Raw genomic sequence first — 26,292 nt, 5'->3', positions numbered from 1 at the left:
TTTATGTTTCTATGTGTTGAATAAAAATCTCCAATTTATAAATTTAAACTAAAATTATGAAGAAGATCGTATTCGTATTCAGTTTGATACTCATCACTACAGTAGCGTTTGCACAAGACAAGCCCAAAGACATGAAAGTATTAAGAGATTCTATTTTTACGGTCATGAAACTGAGCAAAGTAAACCAACAAAAAATGCACAGTCTTATTGCCGAAAATAGTAAAGGTCAAAAAGCAATTAAAGACGATCCTGCACTTTTTTATGATCAGAGACAAGAAAAACTGCAAGCCTGGAAAAAAGACATAACGACAAAAGAAAAAGCAATTTTAACCCCGGCACAGTTTCAAATATGGAGGGATTTTGGAAAATCGATAAATAAAGCCAAAGAATAATACGGATCGGTTTAAAATAAGCCCATATTTTTTTTAGAAAATCAATCAATTTTTGGACATTAATGCAGAACTTGCCGTTCTGCATTAATTGTTTTTAAGAGAAGATAAAATAATAAATTAAAGTAACAATATGAATACCTTAAATGACACATCACTATCAAAATCGTATGCAATCGGAATCGATATTGGTGGTACTTCGCTTAAATGTGGCGTTGTCAACGAACTCGGAGAAATCCTCTTTTCTTTTCTAGTTTCCCTAAGCGAAGCAAAAACCGAAGAAGAAATCATATCCCTAATTGTGAACGCTATTACACAATGTACCGATCAGTTAAACGAACCCATTGTAGGTATCGGAATTGGCTTTCCCGGTCTGATCGAAAATGATGTAATTGTCGGCGGTGGCGTTAATTTACCTGGTTTCGAACAATTGCCTTTAGGAAAAATTCTAAACAATCTAACCGGACACAATATCGTAATCGACAATGATGCCAACTTAATGGGACTTGCCGAAGTAATGTACGGAGCAGCCAAAGAGAGCGATGATGCCATTTTTCTAACTATTGGTACCGGAATTGGCGGTGCGATTATGATCAGTAAAAAACTTTTTGGAGGCTACAAAAACCGTGGCGCCGAATTAGGGCATACGGTAATTCAGCAAAATGGAATTCAATGTGCCTGCGGAGGACGTGGCTGTTTAGAAACCTACGCATCCGTTACCGCATTAATAAAGTATTATAAATCTCAAAACAAATCAGCTGACGAAAATACCGATGGTAAAACTATTATCGAAAAATACCTTGCCGGTGAAGATCACGCCATAACAACCATGCAGCATCATTTTGATTATCTGGCAGCCGGAATCGTGAATTGCGTGAACATCTTTAGTCCGCAAAAAGTCATTATTGGCGGCGGAATCAGCGAAGCAGGACAATTTTATATTGATGAATTAACCAAAAGAGTAAAAAAGGCAGCAATTCCCGTTTCTTTCTCCAATACAGAAATCGTGGCGGCAACATTAGGCAACAAAGCCGGTTTATTAGGAGCTTGTGCGAATGCTTTCCAGAAGTTTAAAAATACGGAATACGCGATATAAAAAAATCGCGCAAAGATGCAACGTTTTTTGTTTCAAATGATGATTGAATAACATCCAGCTTTAGCCAGATGTAAAAAGATAAGAAGAAAAGGGCTTTAGCCAACTATTAATAGTTTGGCTAAAGCCTTTTTCTATTTAAATATAAATTCCCCTAGCTGAAGCTATGGGCTATTCAAAAAAACTTCAGCGCCCTTCGCGTAAAACTTTGCGGACTTTGCGGTTAAATTCATCACAAATTATAAATCTTTTTAATCTGCCAACCCCATTATTAAAGGTTTTAGATAAATTTAATATCATTTTACACAAATTCAAAACCTTATTAGAGCATTGATTACTAAATTCGTTTTGCATTTAAGAGTGTACAAAACAAAAGATAATCGATTAAAACAGGCAAATATGATGTTTCAAAAAAACATATTGTTTATATGGCTTTTGGTGGTATTGAATATCCCTTTTTTTGGTAATGCCCAAACCACTACCCGTCCCAATATCCTGATCATCATGACCGATCAGCAAACGGCCGACGCCATGAGTATTGCCGGTAACAAAGATTTGCACACTCCGGCAATGGATAAACTGGCACAAAACGGAGTTCGTTTTACCAGGGCCTATTGTGCCCAGCCATTATGTTCACCGTCACGCTCTGCCATAATGAGCGGAAAAATGCCTTTCGGAAATGGTTTTATTGGAAATGCTCCCGAAAAAGACGGTCAATGGCCCGATGATCTTTTGATGATGGGAAAAATTTTCCAAAACGGAGGTTACAAGACCGGTTATGTAGGCAAATGGCATTTACCCGTTCCTACTACTAAGAAAAGTCAGCATGGTTTTGAATATATCGAAAACACCAATTTTCAGGATTATAACGATGCCGCAACTCCTTCTTTCTGCGCCCGTTTTATTAAAGAAAATAAAAATACCCCTTTTTTACTTGTTGCCTCCTTTTTGAACCCACATGATATTTGCGAATGGGCTCGCGATGAAGATCTAAAAATGGACATCTTAGAAAAAGCACCTCCGGCAGATCAATGTCCTGCCTTACCTGCCAACTGGAAAATTCCGGACTACGAACCAAAAATTGTTCGCGATCAGCAAAAAGTAAGTTTCAGAACCTATCCAACTGTCAACTGGACTCCCGATCAATGGCGTCAATACCGTTGGGCTTATAATCGTTTAGTCGAAAAAGTAGACGGTTATATCGAAATGGTCTTGGCTTCATTAAAAAAGTATGGCATCGAAAAAAATACTATTATTGTCTTCACAGCCGATCACGGCGATGGTTATGCAGGTCACAGTTGGAACCAAAAACAAATTCTATACGAAGAATCCGCTAAAATACCTTTTATCATTTCGAAAATAGGCGAATGGAAACCTCGTACAGATGATATGCTGGTTTGTAACGGTACAGATATAATCCCCACAATTTGCGGATTTACCGGAGTGCCAAAACCGGCTTACCTGAAAGGAATAGACATTAGTAAAAAAATAGAAAATCCAAACCAAAAATTACGCGATACTTTGGTAATCGAAACCGATTTTGCCGATAACGAAGAACTTTTAAACATTAGCGGACGCGCCGTAATTACTAAGGATTATAAATATATTGTTTACAACAAAGGTGATTTAAAAGAACAGCTTTTTAATTTAAGCACAGATCCGGGAGAAATTACCAATCTGGCAGTAAATAAATCGTATAAAAAAGAACTAATTGCCATGCGCCGTTATTTAAAACAATGGTGCAAGACAAATGGAGATCAATTTACAGCAGGATTTTGAAAAAAAACAATCTAATCACACTTAGTAAAAATGAATTGTAAACTTCCCTTTATTTTATTGATAACCGTCATTTTTTCTATGACAGCTCTTTATTCGCAAAATAGTAAGCCAACAGATTCAGTAAGAAAGAATCAGTTGAAAACTATTCAAAAGAGGAAGGCAACTACTAAGTTAATTTTCAAATCCGATTTTTCTAAACCATTAGAATCTAAAGACTGGGTTACTGAAATAGATTCTGTACAAGGTCATAAATCAAGTGTTTACACGAATAAAAATGCACTGGTACTGGATACCTGGGGCGGAGTTACCGTGTGGTTAAACAAAAAACTCAGTGGAAACATACAAATAGAATACGACCGTATCGTAAAAATGGGAAAAGGCAATAACGACCGCATTTCAGATTTAAATCAATTTTGGATGGCATCGGATCCTAAAAATGATAATCTTTTTACCCGATCTGGCGAATTTTCAGAGTATGATGATTTGAACTTGTATTATGTTGGTATGGGAGGAAATTCAAATACGACTACCCGTTTTAGAAAATATCTTAAACCTGCCTCAAAGCCATTAATTAAAGAATATACCGATCGAAAACATTTACTGGAGTCCGAAAAAGTATATCATATCAAAATAGTTGTAAAGGATGGTACTTCAGGATTTTGGGTCAATGGAGAATGTTATTTCGAGTATGCAGATCCTGCTCCGTTAACATCCGGTTATTTTGGTTTTAGAAGTACACAATCCCGACAGGAAATAAAAAACCTGCGTATATATGAACTTAATTAAGAGATAGAAAATCAGCAGAATTATTGAAATTACGCTGCTGGTAAGCAAAATAAAAACACATCACAATACTTATTTATACTTATATAAATGAAAAAAACATATACCATACTATTATCATTCCTGGCGCTTTCTGTTTTTAGTCAGCAACAGCCGGCAATGATAAAACTGACAGCAGAAAAACTACATTCCAGAGTACGGGAATGGCCGTATCCGGTAAACGGAATTACAGTTCCAACCAACGCTCCTGCCCTGCTTTGGCCCGCAACGAATGGCAAAGAAATGGTGAAACCAATGGAAAGCGGAAGCGAGGTACCCGAAGATCCAAACATTGGTAATGTACGCTATAAAATCATGCTGGCCAGTGATAAAAATCTCAGTCAGGACCTAATCGTAAGTACTGAACAGCGTTGGGCCGTTTATCCGTTGCATCAGGCATTAAAACCCGGAAAATGGTACTGGAAATACGGTTACGCCTTAAGAGGAAGCACTAATTGGACATGGTCGTCTGTTTACGATTTTGTGGTGGATGCCCAATATGCCAATGAGAAAGTTTCCCCGCCAGTAAGCGAAGTCTTAAAACGCAACGAAGGATCACATCCGCTTTTATGGGATATGAACCGTATTGGCGAGAATTTTTATAAAAACAATCTGGAAAATCCTGAAGCCAAAAAGTTTATCGCTTACGCGGAAAAGCTAATGCTGGCGCCTCTCCCAACTGAGAAACCACAAAGGGTAATTGATACCACAGGGAAAAATAAATTAGAAAAAAAGATCATTATAGAAAGAATGTATCACGGTTTTGGCGATGCTGTTGGTACTCCGGTGCGCAATTTATGCATCGCTTATCAATTGACCAAAGATGAACGTTTTATTCTCGATGCCAAACGCAGGGCCTTAAATATCGCCAAAATGAATCCTGACGGATTGGCAACTGGTGACGATTTTACAAGTGGTGCTGTTTTAGAAGCCCTGGGCTGGTTTTATGATGCAGGATATCAATTTTTAACGCCTCAGGAAAAAGAACTTTTCAAAAATATCATTACCATCAGGGCAAAACGCGTTTACAATCATTTGCCTAATCGTTTTGAATTGCATGTAAGCGACAATCACGTTTGGCAAATTACATTGCGTAATCTCGCCATTGCAACCGTTGCCGTGATTAATGATGTCCCTGAAGCCAAAGAATGGCTTACGTATATGTACGAAGTCTGGTCAGCACGTTTTCCGGTTCTGGGCACCACAGATGGCGGCTGGCACGAAGGAAACGGTTATTTCAGAGTCAATTTTAAATCGATTATTTACTTATCCCAAATGTTTGGTGATTTTAGCGGTGTCGATTATTTTAAATTACCGTGGATGGAAAACCTTCCGTATTATATGATGTATACCCATCCAAACGGTGCTGCAAGTACTGCCATTGGCGACATGTGGGAAAACATTCCGTATATCGTAAAAGGCGAAGCCTGGTTTGCAGATGCTCTCACTTATAAAATGAATAATCCGTACTTAAACTGGTATGTCGACGGAATAAAAAGAGATTATCCGGACTATTATCACGGTACAGATGATTTCTTATTCTTTAGATTATTAAACTATAAACCCAATAGAAATTCACCTGTCACCTCGCCTGCTGACTTGCCTAAAACCCGCAAATTTGCTGATGTGGGTGTAGTGGCCATGCACGAAGATTTGGCGCATGGCGATAAAACCCTGAGCAGTTATTTATTCAGCAGTCCGTTTGGGTCTTCGGGACATGGGCACGCTTCGCAGAATGCGTTTACTATCAATTTTAAAGGGAAAGTAATTTTTGGCGGAACAGGTTATTACAGCAATTTCAGCGACAAACACAATCTTTTATATTACAGATCTTCAAAAGCGTATAATACCATTTTAGCCGACAGCCTGAACCAAAAATTGGGAGAAGAAGGTTACGGATGGATTCCGAGAGCCATTTCAGGAAAACACATTCAGTATGCTTTGGGAGATGCCAGTAACGCTTACGGTGAGATTAAAAGTGAATTTTGGCTAGACCGATTCAAGCAAATCAATGTTGTACCAGGCAAAGCCAATGGTTACGGAGAATCCGGTATTAATTTATACCGCAGACACATGCTGCAATTAGAAGGCGGATATATTGTTTTATACGATGAGTTAGAAGCCAAAAGTCCTGTAAAATGGACGACACAATTTCATTGTCCGTATTACACGATCGAGGGAGAAAATTCGGCGAAAGCCAAACAACAAAACTTTATTGTAAAAACAGATTTAGGGAATGTAAATGCGAGCGTTTTTGCTAATAGCCCATTACAAATGTCCGTACACAACAAGTTTTACGAAGCTGCAGTGAACTGGAACAAAGTCACGAACGACGAAGGTCAGATCAAAGAATTTAAAGATCAATGGCATGCCGGAATTACTTCAGAACCCAAACAAAAATTCAGGTTTCTAACCATTATACAAGTCAAAGACGGAAAACTGGAAATCATTAAAACGATCTCAAACAATAACGGTTTATCTCATTTACAAATGGGAGACTGGGAGATTCTGGCGCAGTTAGATGGCGAAAAACCTGCTGCACTACAAGTTTCAGGAAAAGCAGTAAAATCATTATTCAACTACGGAAGTCTGCCTGTTCAATTGGAAGGAAAAGCCTATTCGCCTAAAATAGCAGGAAGCTCTGTATTACTAGAATTAGAAGGAAAAAAACTGAATCAACAAGAAGCTGTAGACGAATTGCCGGATGTAGCTAAATATGATAAAAATTAAACAAATAAGATGTTTGCTTTTTCTTTAAATTAGAGGTGATTTTCTATTATTTGAAGAAAAAAACATATAATCGTAGAAAAAATTAAACACATAGAAACAATAGATTAGTACAAACAATAAAAGAATACTTAAAAGAAATACATTTCTTTCACATAGTGGGCTATGTGTATTTTAAATAAGTAAAACGTCCTTTTTTAGTTACCAAAACGCTATGATTCTATGTGTTTAAAAAAAAGCAGTAAGCATATAAATAAATTATAATACCACATTCATGAAGAAAACGATTGCTATAATTGCGTTTTTCTACCTTATTCTTTCCGGTGCAAAGAGTCATGCGCAGGTTCAGGACCGCTATTTTCGTACTATTTCGGTCGATAAAGGCCTGTCTCAAAGTTCGGTTTTTGCGATTCAGCAGGATACGCTGGGGTTTATCTGGATTGGAACTCAGGACGGATTAAATCGCTATGATAGTAAAGGTTTTAAAGTATATCGTCCCGTAAAAAATATTAAAACAAGTTTACAATCCTATTACATTAGAAGCTTGTTTACTGATCATAAAGGACAGTTATGGGTGGGCGGCAATCAGGGTATTAGCGTTTACAATTACAATACGGACAGCTTTACCAATTATCAGCTTCCACGCAGTATTGGAGAATGGTACATCTCGTCGATTACAGAAGACCATCAGCATAAAATCTGGGCAACCTCAATTACAGGTGAAGTTTTTGTTTTAGCTCCTGAAGCCCAAAATTTTACCACAATTAAGTTCAATGCATCTTCTCATGAAATTAAAAAAACTGCCTATATCGGGGTTTGGCAAAAACAAATTCTTTTAGGTACAGATGTTGGTCTTTTTAAACTAAAACCTAATACACATCAACTCGTTAAAATAGATTTAAACGGAAAAAACCCTTATATCAACGATGTTCATATTGATGGAAAAAAATTATGGGTCGCTACCGAAGGCGAAGGTGTAATACGATACAATGCTGAAAACGGACAGACCACTTCCCTGCTTCACAGCGCAGGAACCAATAGTATTGCCGATAATAATATTAGATGTGTTGGAAAAGATACCGAAGGCAATATTTGGCTGGGAACATTCAGAGGCCTGACTATTTTTAATCCCAACAATAATTCTTTTACCAATTATTACCATCAAATCTCTCAGCCTTATACAATTAGTCAAAACTCAGTTCGTTGCTTTTTTAAAGACAAACAAAACGGAATCTGGTTAGGAACCTATTATGGCGGTTTGAATTATTATCATAAAAATGATATCAAATTCAATCTGTTAAGTCAAAACTCAGGAAAACCGTCTTTAAATGATGAAGTTATCGGTGTTATCAAACAAGATGCAAAAGGGAATTTCTGGATTGGAAGCAATGACAAAGGCTTAAATTACTGGAATAAAAATGCCAATACGATTACTTATTATTCCAACAGCGAAAACAATGCAAACAGTTTAAGCTCGAACAATATTAAAGCCATTGCATTTGATGATAACGGCAATGTCCTGATTGGCACGCACAACGGCGGACTGAATTTACTGAATCCTAACAGCGGTTCTGTACAGCGATTTCGTCATGACGAGAATAATCCCAACACGATTGCCGGAGATTTGGTTTATAGCCTTTTAAAAGATTCTAAAGGCCGAATTTGGGTGGGCACAAGATCAGGATTAGATCAGTTTCATCCTGAAACCAAAACGTTTACACACATTCATCTGGATAAAGCCGGAAAACGCCCCACATCAGACGATATTACGTTTCTTTTTGAAGACAGCAAACACCGTATCTGGATTGGAACCACAAATGGCGTAACACTTTTTTATCCTGATACGGTTTTATTTGGAAACATCGGACACGGAAAACTAAGCGATGATATTGTAAATTGTATTACCGAAGACCAAAAACACAGAATCTGGATTGGTACCAGAGAAGGGTTGCGTTTGTATGATGAAAGCCAGGAATCCTTTATTAGTTTTAATGCCCGAAAAGATTTTGTTAAAGAAACCATTTACGGAATCATTCCGGATGATGATGGAAACCTCTGGATTTCGACCAACAGCGGTTTAATCAAATTCAATCCCGACAAAGGTTCTGTTCAGACTTTTGACGAAAGCGATGGTTTGCAGAACAAACAATTCAACGATTATGCTTTTTGCAAGGCAAAAGATGGAATGTTACTTTTTGGAGGCATAAAAGGGATTTCGTATTTCTATCCTTCCAAAATAAAACAGCAGGCACTTCCTTTAAAACTAAGTTTTACAGGTTTAGAAGTTCTTAATAAAAATGTTGCTGTAAATGACGAAACAGATATTCTCGAAGAACATATTGATCAGGCAAATGAGTTAGAAATTGGACCGGAGTACAAACAATTCAGTATCTTTTTTAATACGTTCAATTACATCTCTTCAAACAGAACGTACTATTATTATAAGCTTGAAGGAATAGATAAAGACTGGCAGCGTACAGATGAGCTAAAAGTAAGTTATAGTAATTTGCCGGCGGGAAAATATAATTTTCAGATTAAGGCGATTGGTCCTAATGGTGAAACAAGTGCCATTAGAAGCATACAAATTACCATGCTGCCGCCCTGGTACAAAACGCTTTGGTTTTCTTTCTTATTACTGGCAATTGTCAGCGGTGCTATTTATATTGGTTTTGAAATTATAAAAGGACGAATAAAAGCCGTTCAGCAGCTAAAATTAGAACGAATTGATAAAGAAAGAGTCAATTATATCAATCAGGTAAAAATGGATTTCTTTACTAATGTATCACATGAATTAAGAACACCTTTAACCTTGATTTTAGCACCTTTAGAAGAATTATTAAAAATGCCTTTTGCTGATAAAATTTCTAAAAAGAAACACGAATTAATGTTTATCAACGCAAAACGACTTTACAATTTAGTGGATCAGCTTTTTGAGTTTAGAAAAACCGAAATGGGCACACGACAGCTTAAAGTAGGCAAAAGCGATATCGTGAATTTTACACAGGAAATTTTCGAATCCTTCAAACCCCTTTCAGAAAAAAATAACATTCAGTACAGTTATCATACTGAAGAGCCACAGCTCGTATTTTATTTTGATAAAGATGCCATGGAGAAGATTTTATTTAATCTCTTATCTAATGCTTTTAAATACACCAAAGCGGGTCAGAGCATTCATATGGAATTAGTGAAAAAAAATGACACCGTACAAATACAAGTTACCGACACGGGAGTTGGAATCAGCGAAAAAGATTTGTCGAAAGTTTTTGACCGTTTTTATCAGGTAAACAATCGCGAAATGAATTTGGGTTCCGGCGTAGGACTGGCTTTTACAAAACGTTTGGTCGAATTGCATCATGGGGAAATTACGGCCGAAAGCGTTATGCAAAAAGGAAGTACCTTTACAGTAACGATCCCAACATCAGATCAGGTTTATAGCAATGATCAGCAAGTAGAAGAGTCTGCTTATGACTTATCAATTATATCCGATAATGAGCTTGAAACAGACGATTCGCTATTGCCGGAGGAAAATGAAATTACTGAAAGAGATCAGCCCATCAAACTTTTGATTGTAGACGACAACAAAGAGATCCTGGATTATCTGCAGGATTATTTCAGTAAAATATACGACGTTACGGTAGCTTATGATGGACAGATGGCATTAGATCTTTTAGAAATTCAGCCGTTTGATCTTATTATCAGCGATGTGATGATGCCGGAATTGGATGGTTTACACTTTTGCAAAAAAGTGAAGCAAAATATTAATACCTCACACATTCCGTTGATGCTTTTAACAGCCAGAAATGAAACCAGCCAGCAGATAAAAGGACTTGAAATGGGTGCTGACGATTATGTTACAAAACCATTTTCGACACCATTATTGGCCGCAAAAATCACGAATTTGCTGCGTTCCCGTAAAAGATTAAAAGAATATTATTCGGTTGGTAAAGAAATGGTTCCGGAGAATATTGCTTTTAATACACTTGATGAAGAATTTCTAAAACAAGCCATTCAGATTGTCGAAGATCATCTGGCTGATTCTGAATTTTCGGTAGACCAATTCAGCAAAGAAATCGGAATGAGCCGCTCCAACCTTTACTTGAAGTTAAAGGCCATAACAGGCGAATCTGCAATGGATTTCATTAAAAGAATCCGATTTAAAAAGGCAGTTGAATTAATGCAGAGTAAACGCTACACGATTGCACAGATTACATACATGTGTGGTTTTAACTCGCCATCGTATTTCTCTACTGCATTCAAACAACATTACGGCTGTATGCCAAGTGAATATCTGGCAAAATTAGAAGATCCAAAAGAATAAGCGAAACAACACAACAAACTATTATACAATGAAAAAACTACTTTCTGTCTTCATGAAAACCAACTAAAAAACGGCCTTTAAAAAGGTCAAAATCCATAACGAATTCTTATTTCTGAAATTACAATCCCGTCTAAGCGGTAAATACGTTTAGATTGGAAGGGCTCAACCTATGTCTTTTCTGAACGGATTTCCTAAAAAAACACATTAAAATATCAATTATTAAATAGTATGAAACTAATAAAACTCTCCTTTTTACTGGCTTTGATGCTGCCAGTAACTATCCTTGCACAGACAAAAGCAACAATTACCATTCAGAATAATTCGGCGTTAGACCGAAAAGAAAATATTGTAGAAATAAAATGGTCTTCGCTCCTTTCCTCTTATCCGCAAATAGATACTGCGAATTTTGTTGTCATTAGTCCAAATACAAAAAAACAAGTTCCTTTTCAGTTAGAACATAAAGGAAATAAAGCGATTCAGAATTTATTGGTTCAATTGGATATCAAAGCAAAATCAACTGTTACTCTTTCGATTCAAAAAGGAAAACCGGAACCCCTTACAGCCAAAACTTACGCTCGTTATGTACCGGAACGAATGGACGATTTTGCGTGGGAAAATGATAAGATTGCTTTTCGCGCTTACGGAAAAGCATTGGAGAAAACAGAAGGAGATGCATACGGATTCGATGTCTGGGTAAAAAGTACCTCTAAACTTGTCTTAAACGACCGTTACAAGCGAAACGATTATCATATTGATCATGGCGACGGATTAGATTATTATCATGTAGGTTATACTTTAGGCGCAGGAAATATGGCTCCCTATATAAACGATACGATTCGTTATTCCGGAAATTACCATCGCTGGAAAGTTTTAGACAATGGCCCTTTGCGTTCCAGTTTTCAATTAAGTTATGATACCTGGAACACTGGCAGCATAAAAGTTACAGCTGTAAAAACTATTTCATTAGATGCCGGTTCTCAACTCAACAGAATTGAAAATGCTTATAGTTTTGACGATAAAAATCCAATGCCTGTTGTAGTTGGAATTATCAGACGAGATAAAGCAGGAGTTATTTCCCTAAACGAACAACAAGGCATTCTGGGCTATTGGGAACCTGCTTTTGAGAAAGAAGGAACTACTGCTGTGGGTGTAATATTAAGTACACCGGCAAAAAAAATGTGGGTGGATAAAGATCAATTACTGGCCAAAACAGAAGTTAAAAACAACGAACCTGTTATCTATTATACCGGAGCGGCGTGGGATAAAGCAGGAAAATTTACCAACCCAAAACAATGGATGGATTACTTAGATCATTTTAATCAGGAAATTCAAAATCCTTTGATTGTGAGTGTAAAATAAAACACTGAGAATCATTTTTAACACATAAAAACATTAGCTGTTGTAAATTCAAAAATACAGCCGCTACTAAAATACCTAACAGGTTTTAAAAACCTGTTAGGATAAAACAATATTAAACCAAGATTACTAATAACCAAAAACTTAAAAAAATGTCAATTAACTTATTTGATTTAACGGGAAAAACAGCGCTTATAACAGGTGGAGTTCACGGTCTGGGAATGGCTATGGCCAAAGGACTGGGACATGCGGGTGCAAAAATTGTGGTAAACGACCATTCTTCGCAAGAAGCCGTTGATAATGCCATAGCCGAATACAAAACTGAAGGAATCGAAGCTTATGGCTATCTGTTTGATGTAACCGATGAAACCGCCGTAATTGCTGCCATCGACAAAATAGAAGCCGAAGTTGGCCCAATCGATATTTTGATTAACAATGCCGGAATCATCAAAAGAACACCCATTATCGAAATGGAGGTTGCTGATTTTGAAGCTGTAATAAAAGTAGATTTAACAGGTCCTTTTATCGTTTCAAAAAATGTGGCAAAAGGAATGATTGAACGCGGAGGCGGAAAAATCATCAACATGTGCTCGATGATGAGCGAACTAGGCAGAGATTCTGTAAGTGCCTACGCATCAGCAAAAGGCGGACTCAAAATGCTGACCAAAAGCATGGCTACGGAATGGGCGAAATTCAATATTCAGACTAACGGAATTGGTCCGGGATATTTTGCAACAAGCCAAACTGCTCCTATTCGCGTAAACGGACATCCATTTAATGAATTTATTATAGGCAGAACTCCGGCAGGACGCTGGGGAAATCCTGAGGATCTTCAGGGTGCAGCCATATTTTTAAGCTCAAAAGCAAGTGATTTCGTAAACGGACATATTGTATATGTTGACGGAGGAATTTTGGCTACGATAGGAAAACCGTCTAACGAAGAATAGTATTCTAACTCATTGTGGTCTATTCTTAAACCCATAGGAACATAGCTTTTACAAACTGAAAATAGGCGTTTCACTTATTTAAAATACACATAAGTGAGCTATGTGAAAGAAACTTGTTTCTTTTTAAATTCCTTTTTTAGCATTCGTATTCTATGTTTCTATGTGTTGAATATACACTCAACGCAGGTTGATATAAACTTCAAAAAAGATTAAAATTAAATTAAAATGATAAAAAGTACCCTAGATAAAGCAACAGGATTCGAAAAACGTTTTGAAAATATCAATACAGTGGTTTTCGAAAATTCAACTGAAGCTTCTAAAGCGGTTGCCAGAGAAATAGCAGCGCTTATCCAATCCAGACAAAAAGAAAACAAATCTTGTATTTTAGGCTTGGCAACAGGTTCTTCTCCAAAAGGATTATATGCTGAACTCGTTCGTCTGCATAAAGAAGAAGGTTTAAGTTTTAAGAATGTAATCACCTTCAACTTAGACGAGTATTATCCAATGGAACCGGATTCTGTCAATAGTTACGTCCGTTTCATGAAAGAATTATTACTGGATCAGGTTGATATTTTACCCGAAAACTATCATATTCCCGACGGAACTTTGTCCAAAGAAGAAATCGCCAATTATTGTCACGATTATGAAGCCAAAATCGAGGCTTTGGGCGGAATTGATTTGCAGATTTTAGGAATTGGCGGCAACGGACATATTGGTTTTAATGAATCAGGTTCGCTTCAAAATTCAAAAACAAGATTAGTTGCCCTGGATCATATTACGAGAGTGGCCGCAAGCGGTGATTTTTCAGGTTTGAGCAATACGCCAAGAACGGCCATTACGCTTGGAGTAAAAAAAATTATGGAAGCCAGACAGGTTATTTTAATGGCCTGGGGAGAAGGAAAATCGAATATCATAAAAAAATCGGTTGAAGGAGAAGTTACGAATCAAATTCCGGCTTCGTTTTTACAGGAACATAACAATGCAGTTTTTGTTTTGGATAAAGAAGCTTCTTCAAAACTAACGAGAATCAACAGACCGTGGCTGGTCGAGAAAATTGTATGGACCGATAAACTAATCCGAAAAGCCGTTTTAGGATTGGCATTAGACTTAAAAAAGCCAATTTTAATGTTGACCGATGCTGATTATATCGAAAACGGAATGAGCGATTTACTGGCAGATTCCGGTCCGGCATACGACATTAACATTAAAATATTCAATAAACTTCAAAATACCATTACGGGCTGGCCGGGCGGAAAACCAAATGCAGATGATACCAATCGTCCTGAAAGAGCAGAACCGGCGAGAAAACGTGTATTGATTTTTAGTCCGCATCCTGATGATGATATCATTAGTATGGGAGGCACTTTTATGCGTTTGCAGGAACAGGGACATGAAGTTCATGTGGCGTACCAAACTTCAGGAAATATCGCTGTTGCGGATGATGAAGCGCTTCGTTTTGCGAGTTTTGTAATTGACTATAATGATAAATTCAGGATAAAAAGCCCTGAAGCCGAGAGCATTTATAAAAAAGCAGTCACCTTTTTAAAGAACAAAAAAGCAAGCGAAATTGATATCCCTGAGGTTCGTTATTTAAAAGGATTAATCAGAAAAGGAGAAGCCCGTGCTACAAGTCATTTTGTGGGTTTGCCGGATGAGCAGATTCATTTTATGGAATTGCCTTTTTATGAAACCGGAGCAATTGAGAAAAAACCTTTAGGTCAGGAAGACATTAAGCTGACAATGGATCTGATCGAAAAAATAAAACCGCATCAAATATATGCAGCAGGAGATCTGGCCGATCCGCACGGAACGCATAAGGTATGTCTGGATGCTGTTTTTGAAGCCGTTAAAGCACTAAAACCTCAACTATTTATGAACGACTGCTGGCTTTGGTTATATCGCGGTGCATGGCAGGAATGGGGAATTGACGAAGTTGAAATGGCGGTGCCTATGAGCCCGGATCAGGTTTTGGCAAAGCGTCACGGAATCTTCAAACATCAATCGCAAAAAGACGGCGTTGTCTTTCAGGGAACGGATGCCAGGGAATTTTGGCAAAGAGCCGAAGACAGAAACAGTGAAACAGCTGAACTGTACAATCAGTTAGGTTTATCTCGTTATGCTGCTATGGAAGCTTTTGTGAGATGGGAGTTTTAAACTTTGTATCACTATTTCAAAAACGGGGGAATCTTAATAATAAGATTCCCCCGTTTATTTTTGTGCTCCTGAAAAGAACAAAAAAATGTGCAAAATCCGGAACATTTGCACATTTTTTTAGGCTAAAATTTTAGAGAACAACCTTATGCTTAGCTTTGCATACCTGCTTTAGCTTTGAATTTTCGGTCGTAAACGATTACAAATCCAATCCATATTACCAAAAGAGCGAAAATTACCAGCAGTTCTTTTTCATGGACTCCTTTTACAAAAAAATTATTTAAGGAGTGAACACCTGCAACAGCGATAAGTGAGCTGGTTTTAGAATATATTTTACCGATTCCCCAGCTTCCAAAGAAAATAATTCCCAGAAAAATTAAATTCCCTGTTGACATTTCGATATTAAGATGCCATAAGAACCAAAGCAGCGCAATAATTAAAGTAGCATAAAATGTTGGCAGTCCTTTTAACTGTTGCTGTAAAAAACCTCTCCAGCCAATTTCTTCCAAAAGTCCATACACTAAAACCGTAAAGGCAAACACTATTGGGAACTTACCATATACAAGATAGTATACCGTTGTAATGGAAAGTGCCGGAAGCAACCAAAAAATAACAAAAGGCAGGACAATAGTACTATATATTCCTTTTAAGGAAAGCGGGTTTTGAAGTGAAAATAATTTTATCGCCACAAGTGCGCCCAAAGCGGGACCAACACCACGCAGTAAAATGGCTATATATTCATGACCAACATTAGCCAGTAAATCTGTCTTAACTGCTACAAATCTACACGTGATAGCAATGATATAAAAAACGGCAATAGCCAAATAATTAATGTTACGTTTCATAAGATAATTTGTTTGTTTGATTAGGCTGAGACAAACTTACTAAGTGGAAACAATACTAAAATTGACTTTGGGTAAGAAATCACTTTTCGGTAATTCTTTTTCGAATGCGGCTTAAACTTTCCGCTGTAAGTCCTAAATAAGAAGCAATGATTTTTAAGGGCGTCCGCTGAAAAATTTCGGGCCTTGACGCTATCAATTTTAAATAACGATCCTGAGGTGTAAGTGTTAACAGATCGATTTGTTGCTGTTGCTTTTGTACATATAACATTTCCGAAACCGCTTTACCAACTCTTAAACCCGCTTCTGAACGGCTATAAAGTTCTGTCAGGGCCGTATGAGAAATCGACCATAAAGTAAGGTCCTCTAAAGCTTCAACTTTAATAACAGAAGGCTTTCGATTAAGAAAAGAAAGATAGTCACTTATAAAAGATTTTTCGTAAAGCAAATTGATACAGATGTCCCTGCTCCCATCCCAGACAAATAATCCGGCAGAACCTTTGATGATTATGTTAAGAAACTTTTCGACCTGATCGTATTCTTTTATGATCTCTGATTTCTTAAATTCCCGCACTTCGATCTTTCTGGAAAATGCATCCCAGATATTGGTATCTGAAGCATAATACGAATCAAAAATCTTTTTTACATCTTCGGGGGAAGGATTCTGAGGCATAATAAAAGGAAATATCGATTTTACAAAAACCAAATTACAAAACTAATTTCAGTAAAAAGTCCTGTATCTGATTTTAAATCTATCACTTTTTAGAAAAAATCAAAATGGGTTCCTTTTTTAATTTGGGCATCCGGTGGATTTTTTTCATTTTAAGACCCTGATTGTCGTAATTAACTCTTGTTCAGTTTTAAAATACTTCCATAAGCAACTGCGGCTTTATGAACCTGAACAGTCCAGTCTTCGGCGGCATTATCATCGGCACCGTCAGAGATGTATTTTAAACATAAAAACGGAATATTCTCTTTCATGGCAATCATAGCTAAGGCGTAAGATTCCATATCGACTACATTGTAAATCGTTTCAGCATGTTTCATTTCAAAATTATCTCCGGTACCGCAAATACCCAACGGCAAACCATCCATTTCTAAACCATATTCAAGAACCGGCGGCAGGCCTGATAAAGGAGTTTCATACAATGCAAAACCTAATCCTCTGACATCCATATCTCTTTGAACAAATTTAGTACAGCACACCACATCGCCTTTCTTAAAATGTGTACTTCCTGCCGAACCCAGATTTACTATTACTGAAGGCTTTTGTACTTGTATCGCTTTCGTTAATTCATAGGCCGCATTGACTTTGCCAATTCCTGTTATCAGGGCATTGTGGTCTTTAAAAACTTCGGCTGCCTCAGAAGCTAAGGCAAATGTAAAAAGTACATCTTTTATGGGATAGGTGTGTTTTTCGTTTATTTCCAGCATACATTTAATCTGTTTTTTGAGGTGCAAATATCGGATATTTTAATATTGCTGCTTACGATTAAATCTTATCATTATTTTTTGATCCAAAACAGCTCTTTTTATTTGCTGTAAAATAAGTTATAAAAAAGAAGAGATGCCTCAATTGACATCTCTTCTTCTAAATCTATTTAATTAAAAACTTGGCTTTGTAACTCTTATCTGCATTGTGCAGTACTAAGAAGTAAACTCCGGAAGCTCTTAAATGTGTTTTTATTTCCTTACTAAAATCATTGTTGATTTCCAGTTTATGCTGTTTGTACACTGCTTTACCATTGGCATCAAAAATAATTAAGTCAAAAGTACCTTCATCATCTGACAAGGTTAACGTAAAGTTTCCATCATTAGGGACCGGGGAAATAAAGAACCCTTTTTGATCCGAAACCGGGAAATCAACTCCTAATGTAGCTTCGACTTTTACTTCTAATGCTGTTGTTTTACTGCATGATCCGGGAGTCAAATACTGTAGAGAAAGTGTTTGTGTACCTTTTTCTGTCCATTTGATTGTTACGGTGTTGTTGCTCTGACCGATAATTTCTCCTCCGATAACATTCCAGGTATAAGTCTGCATTGATTGTGTTGCAGTATAGATTACTGTCGTGTTATCATTTGTAATCAAAACATCACCTGTAATAGCGGCACTATTATTTAATTCAGTCTCAACATTCGCAGACACTACTCCTTTTCCTTGTAAACCACTTGATTTTTTAGCCAGTTTTGTTAAATCAATACCGAATGAATGATCTCCGGCAAATTTTTCAATGTTTCCAATTTCAAACTCTTTATCTGAAACTTTAGTCAAAGTAATGTTTTCGTTAGAAACCGCTATTCCGCCTGATTTAACGATAATATCATTTTTGCTCAGTGCCGAAGCTATAATTTCATCAGCAAACTGAACTTTTATAATATCGGTTTCAGAACAATCATTATTGGCTGCATTTAACGGAGTAACCGTACAGCCAAGGTCTACAATATCAATATATACCTCAACCTTACTGGCATCACTCGCATTTCCAAATTCATCAAACACTACAGCTTCAAAAGTATTTTTACCAATATATCCTTTTATCGGAATTAAAACTTCTTTTGCTGTTTCCTGACTTTGTTTGCTAACCAACGTTTTTCCTGTTGGTGTTACGGCGTACAATTCTACGGTTTGTTTGTTTCCGTTTGTTGTTAAGCCGATAGATAAATCGTTACCGGAAGTAATATTATCTGCAGCTGAAATTCCTCTGTCCGGCGTGATATGCAGGTTTGAAGGTGCGGCAGGTTTTCCGAACTTCACTTCCCACATGGTACTTGAATTTCCGGTTCCGAAGTTCCCCGAAAGGTCTTTAAAATTCGATTGATCTACTACGATTTTATATCCGCCTTCTGCTTGTGTATATTCGCCCAAGCCTGAAATTAAATAATGTAAATCATCTTGTTTAACCACATTTAAATTTGCATTTAAATTTACACTTCCTTTATAAAGCGTAATCCAGTTTTTCTCTAAACTATTTACAGGTTTGTTTAAAGTTAGTAAAACATCTGTCACGTTTTGACTGTGTACTGCTCCCTGATATTTTGGAGTCAATGCAGTAACTTCGGGAATACTGATATCTACTTTCCATTTTTTTGTCTGAACAAGTAATCCAAAAGTATTGTCTTCTGCTTTTACAGCTGGTAAATCAACCGCCAGCTCATACGGACCGTTTTCTTTGTTGTATTCGTTCAATCCAACGATTGTATATTTCAGATTATCATCAGTCACAATAGAAATATTTTCCAGGGGTTTTCCGTTAAGAGTCAGCTTGTCTTTGGTAAACTGAACAGGTTTTACGGGTTTATTAAATAGTATTTCAATACTATTAACCGCTTGTGCTTCGATTTGATCTGTTTTAAACTGAACGATTCCCAGTTCACCGATTATCTGAATCCATGAAACGCTTTTCCCTTCATTGCCTTCATTGCCTTCTAAATCTTTAATTCCGGCACACTGAACCGTTAATTCATAATAACCGGATGCCAATGACAATGTTTTGATGTTTAAAACATAAGTCGAGTCGTTTACTTTACCCATAAAACTATCACTGAACGGAATTTTAGTTCCCTGATGCATTAAGGTAATATTCTGCGATGTAAATGTATTTGGGTTGATCGCTTTATTAAAGTTCACCTGAACAGATTCTACCGGTTTTGTAGTTGTTGATGGTAAATTTTCAAAAGAAGCTACTTTTGGTACATTGGTATTGATAGCCGTGTAATACAAAGTATATCGTTCTAAACCTGAAATTTTATCCAGGAAATGAAGTTTGTTTTCGTACTTAGGTTCAAGTCCGTCTTTTAAAGTTACAAATGTCTGCCAGAAATTCTGAATTGGCAGTTCCAGATTATCACTAATTCTGACTACCCTTTCCAGTTTGTATTTATCTGATCCGGGATCAGCAACATTACCATAATTCCAACCGGTTTTAGAAGAATTCATGGTTAAAGTTGTTGTAAGCTGAGTTGGAGAAATAGCATTAGAAACGGTTCCTGTTGCAACTTTAGACACTTCATCATTTCCTCCGTCTGAATAATAAATAGCATCCGGAGTATCATTGGCATCTGCAATATCATTTACTAAGAAATCATTTATGTTGTCTTGTCCCGCCTGATAAGCTTTTACACTTTTGATCAATTCATGAACGTAAGAGGCCTTGATCAGGCTTAGATTTTTGTTTCCGTAACTGCTTAAATGTTTTATTTTAAGATCATACTCCACAAAATGACCTAATAATGTACTGGTGAACCACCACTGACCCAATGCAGCTTTCTGCGGTTCTATATTTCCGAAATCTACATTTAGTAAGCCCAATTGTTTTGGCTCATTATTGAAATTGCTTCCCACAATTTCAAAGTCGATCAACAGACCTTTCTTGTTTTCGATAATTTCCGGCTGTACTGATTCTACCTGAACATTTTTAGCAATTCCGTACCCTTCATTTTTGATTAATAAAGCCATTTCTGCCGGAACAATTGGTTCTATTTTATCTGTTAGCGGGTCATCTCCTAAAATATCACGCTGCATGAAATAATGCATGACCAAATCCGGGCTGGGATTTACTTCTAATGTTACGGGATATAATTGTACGGTAACCCTGTCTCCTGTATTTGGATCTACATACGATAAGGTTCCTCCAAAAGAATAAGACTTTGCAACTGTAGGTGCTGCCTCTTTTGTCGGAATAAAAATCACGGTTCCCGATTTGCTGTCATTTGGCGCTACAAGTCCTGTTCCGCTAAGGAAAGCATCTTTGTTGATCTGGAATAAATGAGTCTTATCATTTCCGGCTTCATCTTTAATCACTAAATCTAAATTAAGATCTTTGATGGTATTAGAATCACTACCGTTATTCATGGTTAAAGTACCTTCGAACGCTTCTCTCGTCATGGTTATTTTTTGAGAGAATTTAACTGTTACAGTTGCACAAACAGAGCTGGCTTGCGATTTCTCTGCAATATATTTGTCAAGTTCTTCCAGAGAGGCTTCCATCATTTTTGATGCATCAGCATAACCTTTTGATTTTGCATATTTTTCAACCAGTGCAACTGTGGCTGCATATTGGTTTAGCCTGGTTTTATCTACAATATCAGGATAAGTTGCGTTTGGAGCAAATACTCCTGCATGCCACGCATCGACCGTATTGTTCCATCTTGTGGCAAAGGCAGCAATTTCTTCTGTAGTTATTCCTTTTCCTGCAACTAAACTATTTAAAATCGTAATATCACTTTGAGATAACTTAGACTGTTTTTCTATGATCGGTATCACATAATCTGAAAAAGTCCCATATCCGTCTGCTTCAGGATTAATAGTACCAAACAATTCTGCCAGTGAATCCTGATAAGCATTCAGGGATTTTTCATATTCCTTCATGTTATTGTACATTTCATCCAAAACGGAATTTTCGCCTGCTTTTTTGCCACTTCCTGCCCCTTTACCATAACAAGCCTCATAGCCTTCGGTTATGGCTTTGTAACACTTCATAACAGACTTTACTGTTTTATAACATTTGTATATCGCTACCGGAATGGCCAATCCTGCCGTTTCTGCAGCAGCTCCTATAGCCGTTACACATGAAACCACACTTTTGATTGTCATACCGCATGTCCAGATTCCTTTTACCACTTTTAAGAAACAGGGATCACAAAAATTAGGTAGTCCTGTTACAATATTTCCAATAGCATTCCCTATAGGAATTAATCCTCCAAAACCACCTCCGTTAAAATTAGGGGTTCCTCCCGTAACCGGAGTACTTGGTGTTGAGCAGGTCAAAACATAGTACGGTTTAAAAGCTGCCAAATCTTGTGCTGTTTCACAAATATAGGTTCCTTTTGTTATGAGGTTATAAGAACAATTTGAACCTCCATTGGCGCTTTTTCCACTAGAAACTGATCTGGTAATCAATATGGGAACAATAATAGTAGATTTAGCGTTTAAGACATCCAGTTTGTCAATCATAAGCTTAAACTTATAATCCTGCTGGTTGTCTACATTGAAGGTTACATTCGATAATGCAATCAGGCCATGATTGGTAACAGTTGCATAACTCATTCTGCTTTCTCCTGCATTTAAGTTTAAAACAGGATCATCAATATCGATTACAATTACGGGTTTAGGTACGTTTGTTTCAAATTTAACAACCAAATCAGACTGGTATTCATCTGCAATTTCTGTAGGTTTCACCACCCATTCGTAACTCACAGCCTGATAGGAAATAAATACCCTCTGAGAGGTCACTTTTCCCGGATCTACCAATAAATTATTTTGATACGATGCATGTTTATCTGCCGTTACGGTTACCGTATAATAACCTTCCGGGATTTGCGGCGTACTGAATAAACCATTTTCATCTGTAAGTCCTTCTGCTAAAATAGCACCTGAAAAAGGATGGCGAACAACAACTTTCGCACCTTTTAAATGTGGTGCCCGTTCTGTGTTAAACGTATATTCATCGACTACGTCAATTCGTAATGAGCCCGTTGCTTCTGAAACGGTTTCTATTTTAAAAGGAATGGCTATTCCGCCCCCGTTTTCAGGGTTAAGTGCTAAACTTCCCGAAAGTGGCACATTTAATTGCTGTTTGTCTGTAGGTGCTAATTCTAATATAATTTTTACCGATTCATTTGGGGCAATTTTATCAATAACTGTGGCGCTTTTTAACTTCATCCATTCCAGGTTTGGAATATCTACTTTTACTTTCTCTGCCTCTATCGCTCCAGTGTTAGCAATTGTTACCTCATAAAAACGAGAAGTTCCTTTGATCATCGTGGTGTTGATGCTTACCGGATTAGCCAGTAATTTCGGAGTTTGCGCTTTAGCATGATAATAGGCTAAAATAGGCAGTTTTGCTCCTTCATTAGAAACCACATTAAAATTGATCTGATAGTATTTTTGTTCTGCAGAAGGGGTTTCGGTATAGATCGTATAGCTCAAAACTCCATCTTGTCCTGCAGCTAATGTTAAAGGATCGCTTTGAATTGTAAACCCGGCATCTGCAGGCAATTCGATCGTTATATTGGTTAAAGGAGTTTTGCTGTTGTTTTTTAATTTAAATTCTCCTTTGTATGGCACTTTGGTTACCACTTCCCATTTTAAATAATCCGAAGGTTTGTTTGTCCATTCAAAACCAACAATATCAAACTCCGCCTGAACTGCATTTTTTGTCCCCGGATAACCTGCACTCACCGTATAATGTCCGCTTTCGGCCTGCAAAGGTTCAAAATCATAGGCAAAATTTCCTGAAGCATTTGTTTTTACTTTAAATGCACGGGTAAAACTTCCGTCAGAAATGGTGATTTCAACTTCTTTATTTACAGCTGGCGCATTATTGGCCATTTTAGCCGATCCTGTAATCGCAACCCATTCGCCTGATTTGTAAATGGCTTTAGAAACTGTGCTTATGGCCGTGTAACTGGAATATAATTTTATTGCCGAATAAGCTTCATTATTGTTATATGATAATTCATTTATTTTTTGGTCTGCATTTACAACCGCAATTAAGTAATAATCGCCTGCCTGCTGCGGCAGTTTAATTGATTTTAGCAGATCCAGTTTTTTTCCTGAATCAATATCAGTATCAATTTGTGATGTAAATACGAGAATAGCATTTTTGGTCGATTTATCTTTAGATAGATAATATTCAATTTTTGCCCCTTTTGCTAAAACTGCAAATCCCTGATTTGTTATAGAAGCGGTTACTTCGATCGTGTCTTCTCCATTGGCTTCGGCAGTTGCCTTTACTGACGTAACTACAGCATCAGGTTTGTTTTGATCTGTCACTAAGATCCAGATAAAACCAGAACTGAAATTATCTGCTTCTGCCTGAATACGTACCGTTTGGTCTCCGGCTTTATTGGCATCAATGATCGTATTAATTTCTACCTCTACACTTTCCTGTCCCGCCGGAATTGAAACTTGTGCCGGAATTGAAACAATTGTTGGAGAATCTGACGATAATTTCACCAAAATGGCAACAGAAGTATCCACTGTATTTCTTGAAATTGTAATTTTTGCTGCTTTTTGAACTCCTGCTTTAACTGTGGCGGGACTAGCTTTTACAAGTAATGCAGGTCCGTTACTGTCAAGAATTGTAATATCTTTACCCGCTTTACTTCCATCTCCGGCAGGAATTGTACAATTGCAAGATGACAGATAAACATCAGCTGTTACGTTGACTATTTTAGTACCATCAACAATTCCATTGTTTACAGCTCCAATATTAAATTTCTTGGAATTCACATTGGCTGGAAAGTCAATAATATCCGGAAGAATCAACGAGTTGGCAACGCTTGCTTTTAAACGGACTGCTGTACTGACATCCGATTTATCTAATCGTTTAATTGTAGCATAAGTAGCATACACACCATCACCTTTTGAGATGGTCTGAGGCGCAATCTCCAATTCAAATGCAGGAACATTGGAACTTTTTAATGTAATATCTGTATTGGCAGCCTGAAAACCTTCGGTCCTCAGCGTTAATTTTCCAATTACCGTTTGTTCCGGAACTTTATTGTTTTTTACTGTTACTGTAAATGAAGCGGTTTTACTTCCTGCAGGAAGTGTTACTTCTGCAGGAACTGTCCAGCGCGAATTCTGATCTGCTGTAATCGTAAATTTGGTATCTTTTGATTTGGTTAAGTCCGTTTCTAAAGTAACTGTAATGGTTTCGCCATCTGTAGCTGTCACTTTAGAAGGTGTTAAAATAATAGTCGAAAACTCATTGTCGATAATTTCAATGTTATCTGAAACAGCAGGATAATCATTTCCTGAAATCGAAATCGATACTGTTCTGTTTCCGTCACTAACTGAATTGTCAATTGGTTTAATATAAAAAACTACCGATGACTGGTCTTTCAATATTTTTACATTTGCATCAAATTGAAGCTGCGAAATTAGAGAAGCTGTTAATTCAAAAGCTTTATCACTGCTTCTGTCACCACTTTGGGTTAAGGTTGCCCTGATAACTTCTGTGGCATTTTCATCGATGCTTTTTTTGTCTAAGGTTAAGTACAAACGTTTTTCAAGTAAAATGGAGTTTGCTGCAGTTACTTTATTATTGTTTTTTAAAGCATCCGGTTCTTTTACCGCAGTATTGGCAATAATGTTAATTTTTACTTTTACATTGCCTTCAATTCCAAAAACCTTAGGCAGATTAAAGGCGGCACTTCGGCTTATTGATTTCTGTTTGTCTAAATCTTCATTATACGAAACGGTTCCCAGATTGTATTCTAATCCCGTCTGATCCGAAACGATGCTTACCTGCTCAATCCATCCGCCCGAAGCAATTCGGCCTCCAATATTGTCAACACCCCATGAAACATTAATTTTTCCTTCCGGAGTAATTTTAGATTCGGCTGCTGTAATTCCGGAAATAGTTAAATCAGGATATTGTGCTGTGGCAATCGTTAATTTTCCATTAACATGACCGGAACCAATATCAACTGCATTTTTTGAACTCAATACTACACCCGATAAGTCTAAATTGTGTGTTTGTCCCGAAGTATAATTTAACGGAATTTCAACGGGAATTTCTAATAAACTACCACTGTTACCTTTAAAAGAAGTGCTGGTGAGCGAAAGAATAATAAAGTGATAATTTCGCGGATTATTCTTTTCGATATTGACATAAATCGCATGATCGCCTTTACGGCTTTCTATAATTTTACTGTCTTTTTCACTAACAATTAATCCCTGCGGAACGGTGATCGTAAATTCTGCCCCCACAACCTCATCGGCATTAGCCAAATCAATCAGGATCGACGACTTTTCGCCCGGTCCGGCTGATGCATTTACTACTTTTAAACTATTTTGTGCCTGTATGAATGTTCCTAAAAATAGGAAGATAAAGACCAAAAAAGGTTTTATTTTCATTGT

Annotated in this window: 13 protein-coding genes; 9 read left to right on the top strand and 4 right to left on the bottom strand. The window is 37.1% G+C overall.

Annotated elements, in window-relative coordinates; translation table 11 throughout:
- Positions 1-56 precede the first annotated feature (56 nt).
- From ACHRWY_RS21465 to nagB, 9 genes are all read left to right on the top strand, one after another.
- Entirely contained in the window at positions 57-392 is a 336-nt protein-coding gene (locus ACHRWY_RS21465; RefSeq protein ID WP_395357420.1) for a hypothetical protein, read from the top strand.
- A 130-nt stretch (positions 393-522) separates the two neighbouring features.
- Complete coding sequence (locus ACHRWY_RS21460; protein WP_395357419.1) at positions 523-1,485, top strand: ROK family protein; 963 nt, start codon at positions 523-525, stop codon at positions 1,483-1,485.
- A gap of 396 nt (positions 1,486-1,881) precedes the next feature.
- The gene (locus ACHRWY_RS21455) at positions 1,882-3,261 is read left to right on the top strand and encodes a sulfatase (protein ID WP_395357417.1); all 1,380 of its coding nucleotides are present in this window, start codon (positions 1,882-1,884) and stop codon (positions 3,259-3,261) included.
- Between the two features lie 30 nt (positions 3,262-3,291).
- The gene (locus tag ACHRWY_RS21450) at positions 3,292-4,047 is read left to right on the top strand and encodes a DUF6250 domain-containing protein (RefSeq protein WP_395357415.1); all 756 of its coding nucleotides are present in this window, start codon (positions 3,292-3,294) and stop codon (positions 4,045-4,047) included.
- 87 nt (positions 4,048-4,134) lie between these two features.
- On the top strand, positions 4,135-6,813 hold the full coding sequence (locus tag ACHRWY_RS21445) for a DUF4962 domain-containing protein (protein WP_395357413.1): 2,679 nt from the start codon (positions 4,135-4,137) through the stop codon (positions 6,811-6,813).
- Between the two features lie 271 nt (positions 6,814-7,084).
- Entirely contained in the window at positions 7,085-11,128 is a 4,044-nt protein-coding gene (locus ACHRWY_RS21440) for a two-component regulator propeller domain-containing protein (protein ID WP_395357411.1), read from the top strand.
- A 228-nt stretch (positions 11,129-11,356) separates the two neighbouring features.
- The gene (locus tag ACHRWY_RS21435; RefSeq protein WP_395357410.1) at positions 11,357-12,487 is read left to right on the top strand and encodes a DUF4861 family protein; all 1,131 of its coding nucleotides are present in this window, start codon (positions 11,357-11,359) and stop codon (positions 12,485-12,487) included.
- 149 nt (positions 12,488-12,636) lie between these two features.
- Positions 12,637-13,431, top strand: a complete 795-nt coding sequence (locus ACHRWY_RS21430) for a gluconate 5-dehydrogenase (protein WP_395357409.1) — start codon at positions 12,637-12,639, stop codon at positions 13,429-13,431.
- Positions 13,432-13,656: 225 nt separating this feature from the next.
- Positions 13,657-15,585 carry a glucosamine-6-phosphate deaminase gene (gene nagB / locus ACHRWY_RS21425; protein ID WP_395357407.1) on the top strand — a complete coding sequence of 643 codons (1,929 nt, stop codon included), beginning with the start codon at positions 13,657-13,659 and terminating at the stop codon, positions 15,583-15,585.
- A 149-nt stretch (positions 15,586-15,734) separates the two neighbouring features.
- Here nagB and ACHRWY_RS21420 read toward each other — a convergent pair whose 3' ends face one another.
- From ACHRWY_RS21420 to ACHRWY_RS21405, 4 genes are all read right to left on the bottom strand, one after another.
- Positions 15,735-16,427 carry a lysostaphin resistance A-like protein gene (locus ACHRWY_RS21420; protein WP_395357406.1) on the bottom strand — a complete coding sequence of 231 codons (693 nt, stop codon included), beginning with the start codon at positions 16,425-16,427 and terminating at the stop codon, positions 15,735-15,737.
- A gap of 79 nt (positions 16,428-16,506) precedes the next feature.
- Positions 16,507-17,097, bottom strand: a complete 591-nt coding sequence (locus ACHRWY_RS21415) for a Crp/Fnr family transcriptional regulator (protein ID WP_395357404.1) — start codon at positions 17,095-17,097, stop codon at positions 16,507-16,509.
- A gap of 170 nt (positions 17,098-17,267) precedes the next feature.
- Entirely contained in the window at positions 17,268-17,858 is a 591-nt protein-coding gene (locus ACHRWY_RS21410; protein ID WP_395357402.1) for a nucleosidase, read from the bottom strand.
- A 163-nt stretch (positions 17,859-18,021) separates the two neighbouring features.
- Complete coding sequence (locus tag ACHRWY_RS21405) at positions 18,022-26,289, bottom strand: T9SS type A sorting domain-containing protein (protein WP_395357401.1); 8,268 nt, start codon at positions 26,287-26,289, stop codon at positions 18,022-18,024.
- Between the last annotated feature and the right edge of the window lie 3 nt (positions 26,290-26,292).

Source organism: Flavobacterium sp. FlaQc-48, from assembly GCF_044007335.1.
In the GTDB taxonomy this organism is placed as follows: Bacteria; Bacteroidota; Bacteroidia; order Flavobacteriales; family Flavobacteriaceae; genus Flavobacterium.
Note: the sequence above shows the minus strand (reverse complement) of the source record. Positions and strands in the feature narration are given on the sequence as shown.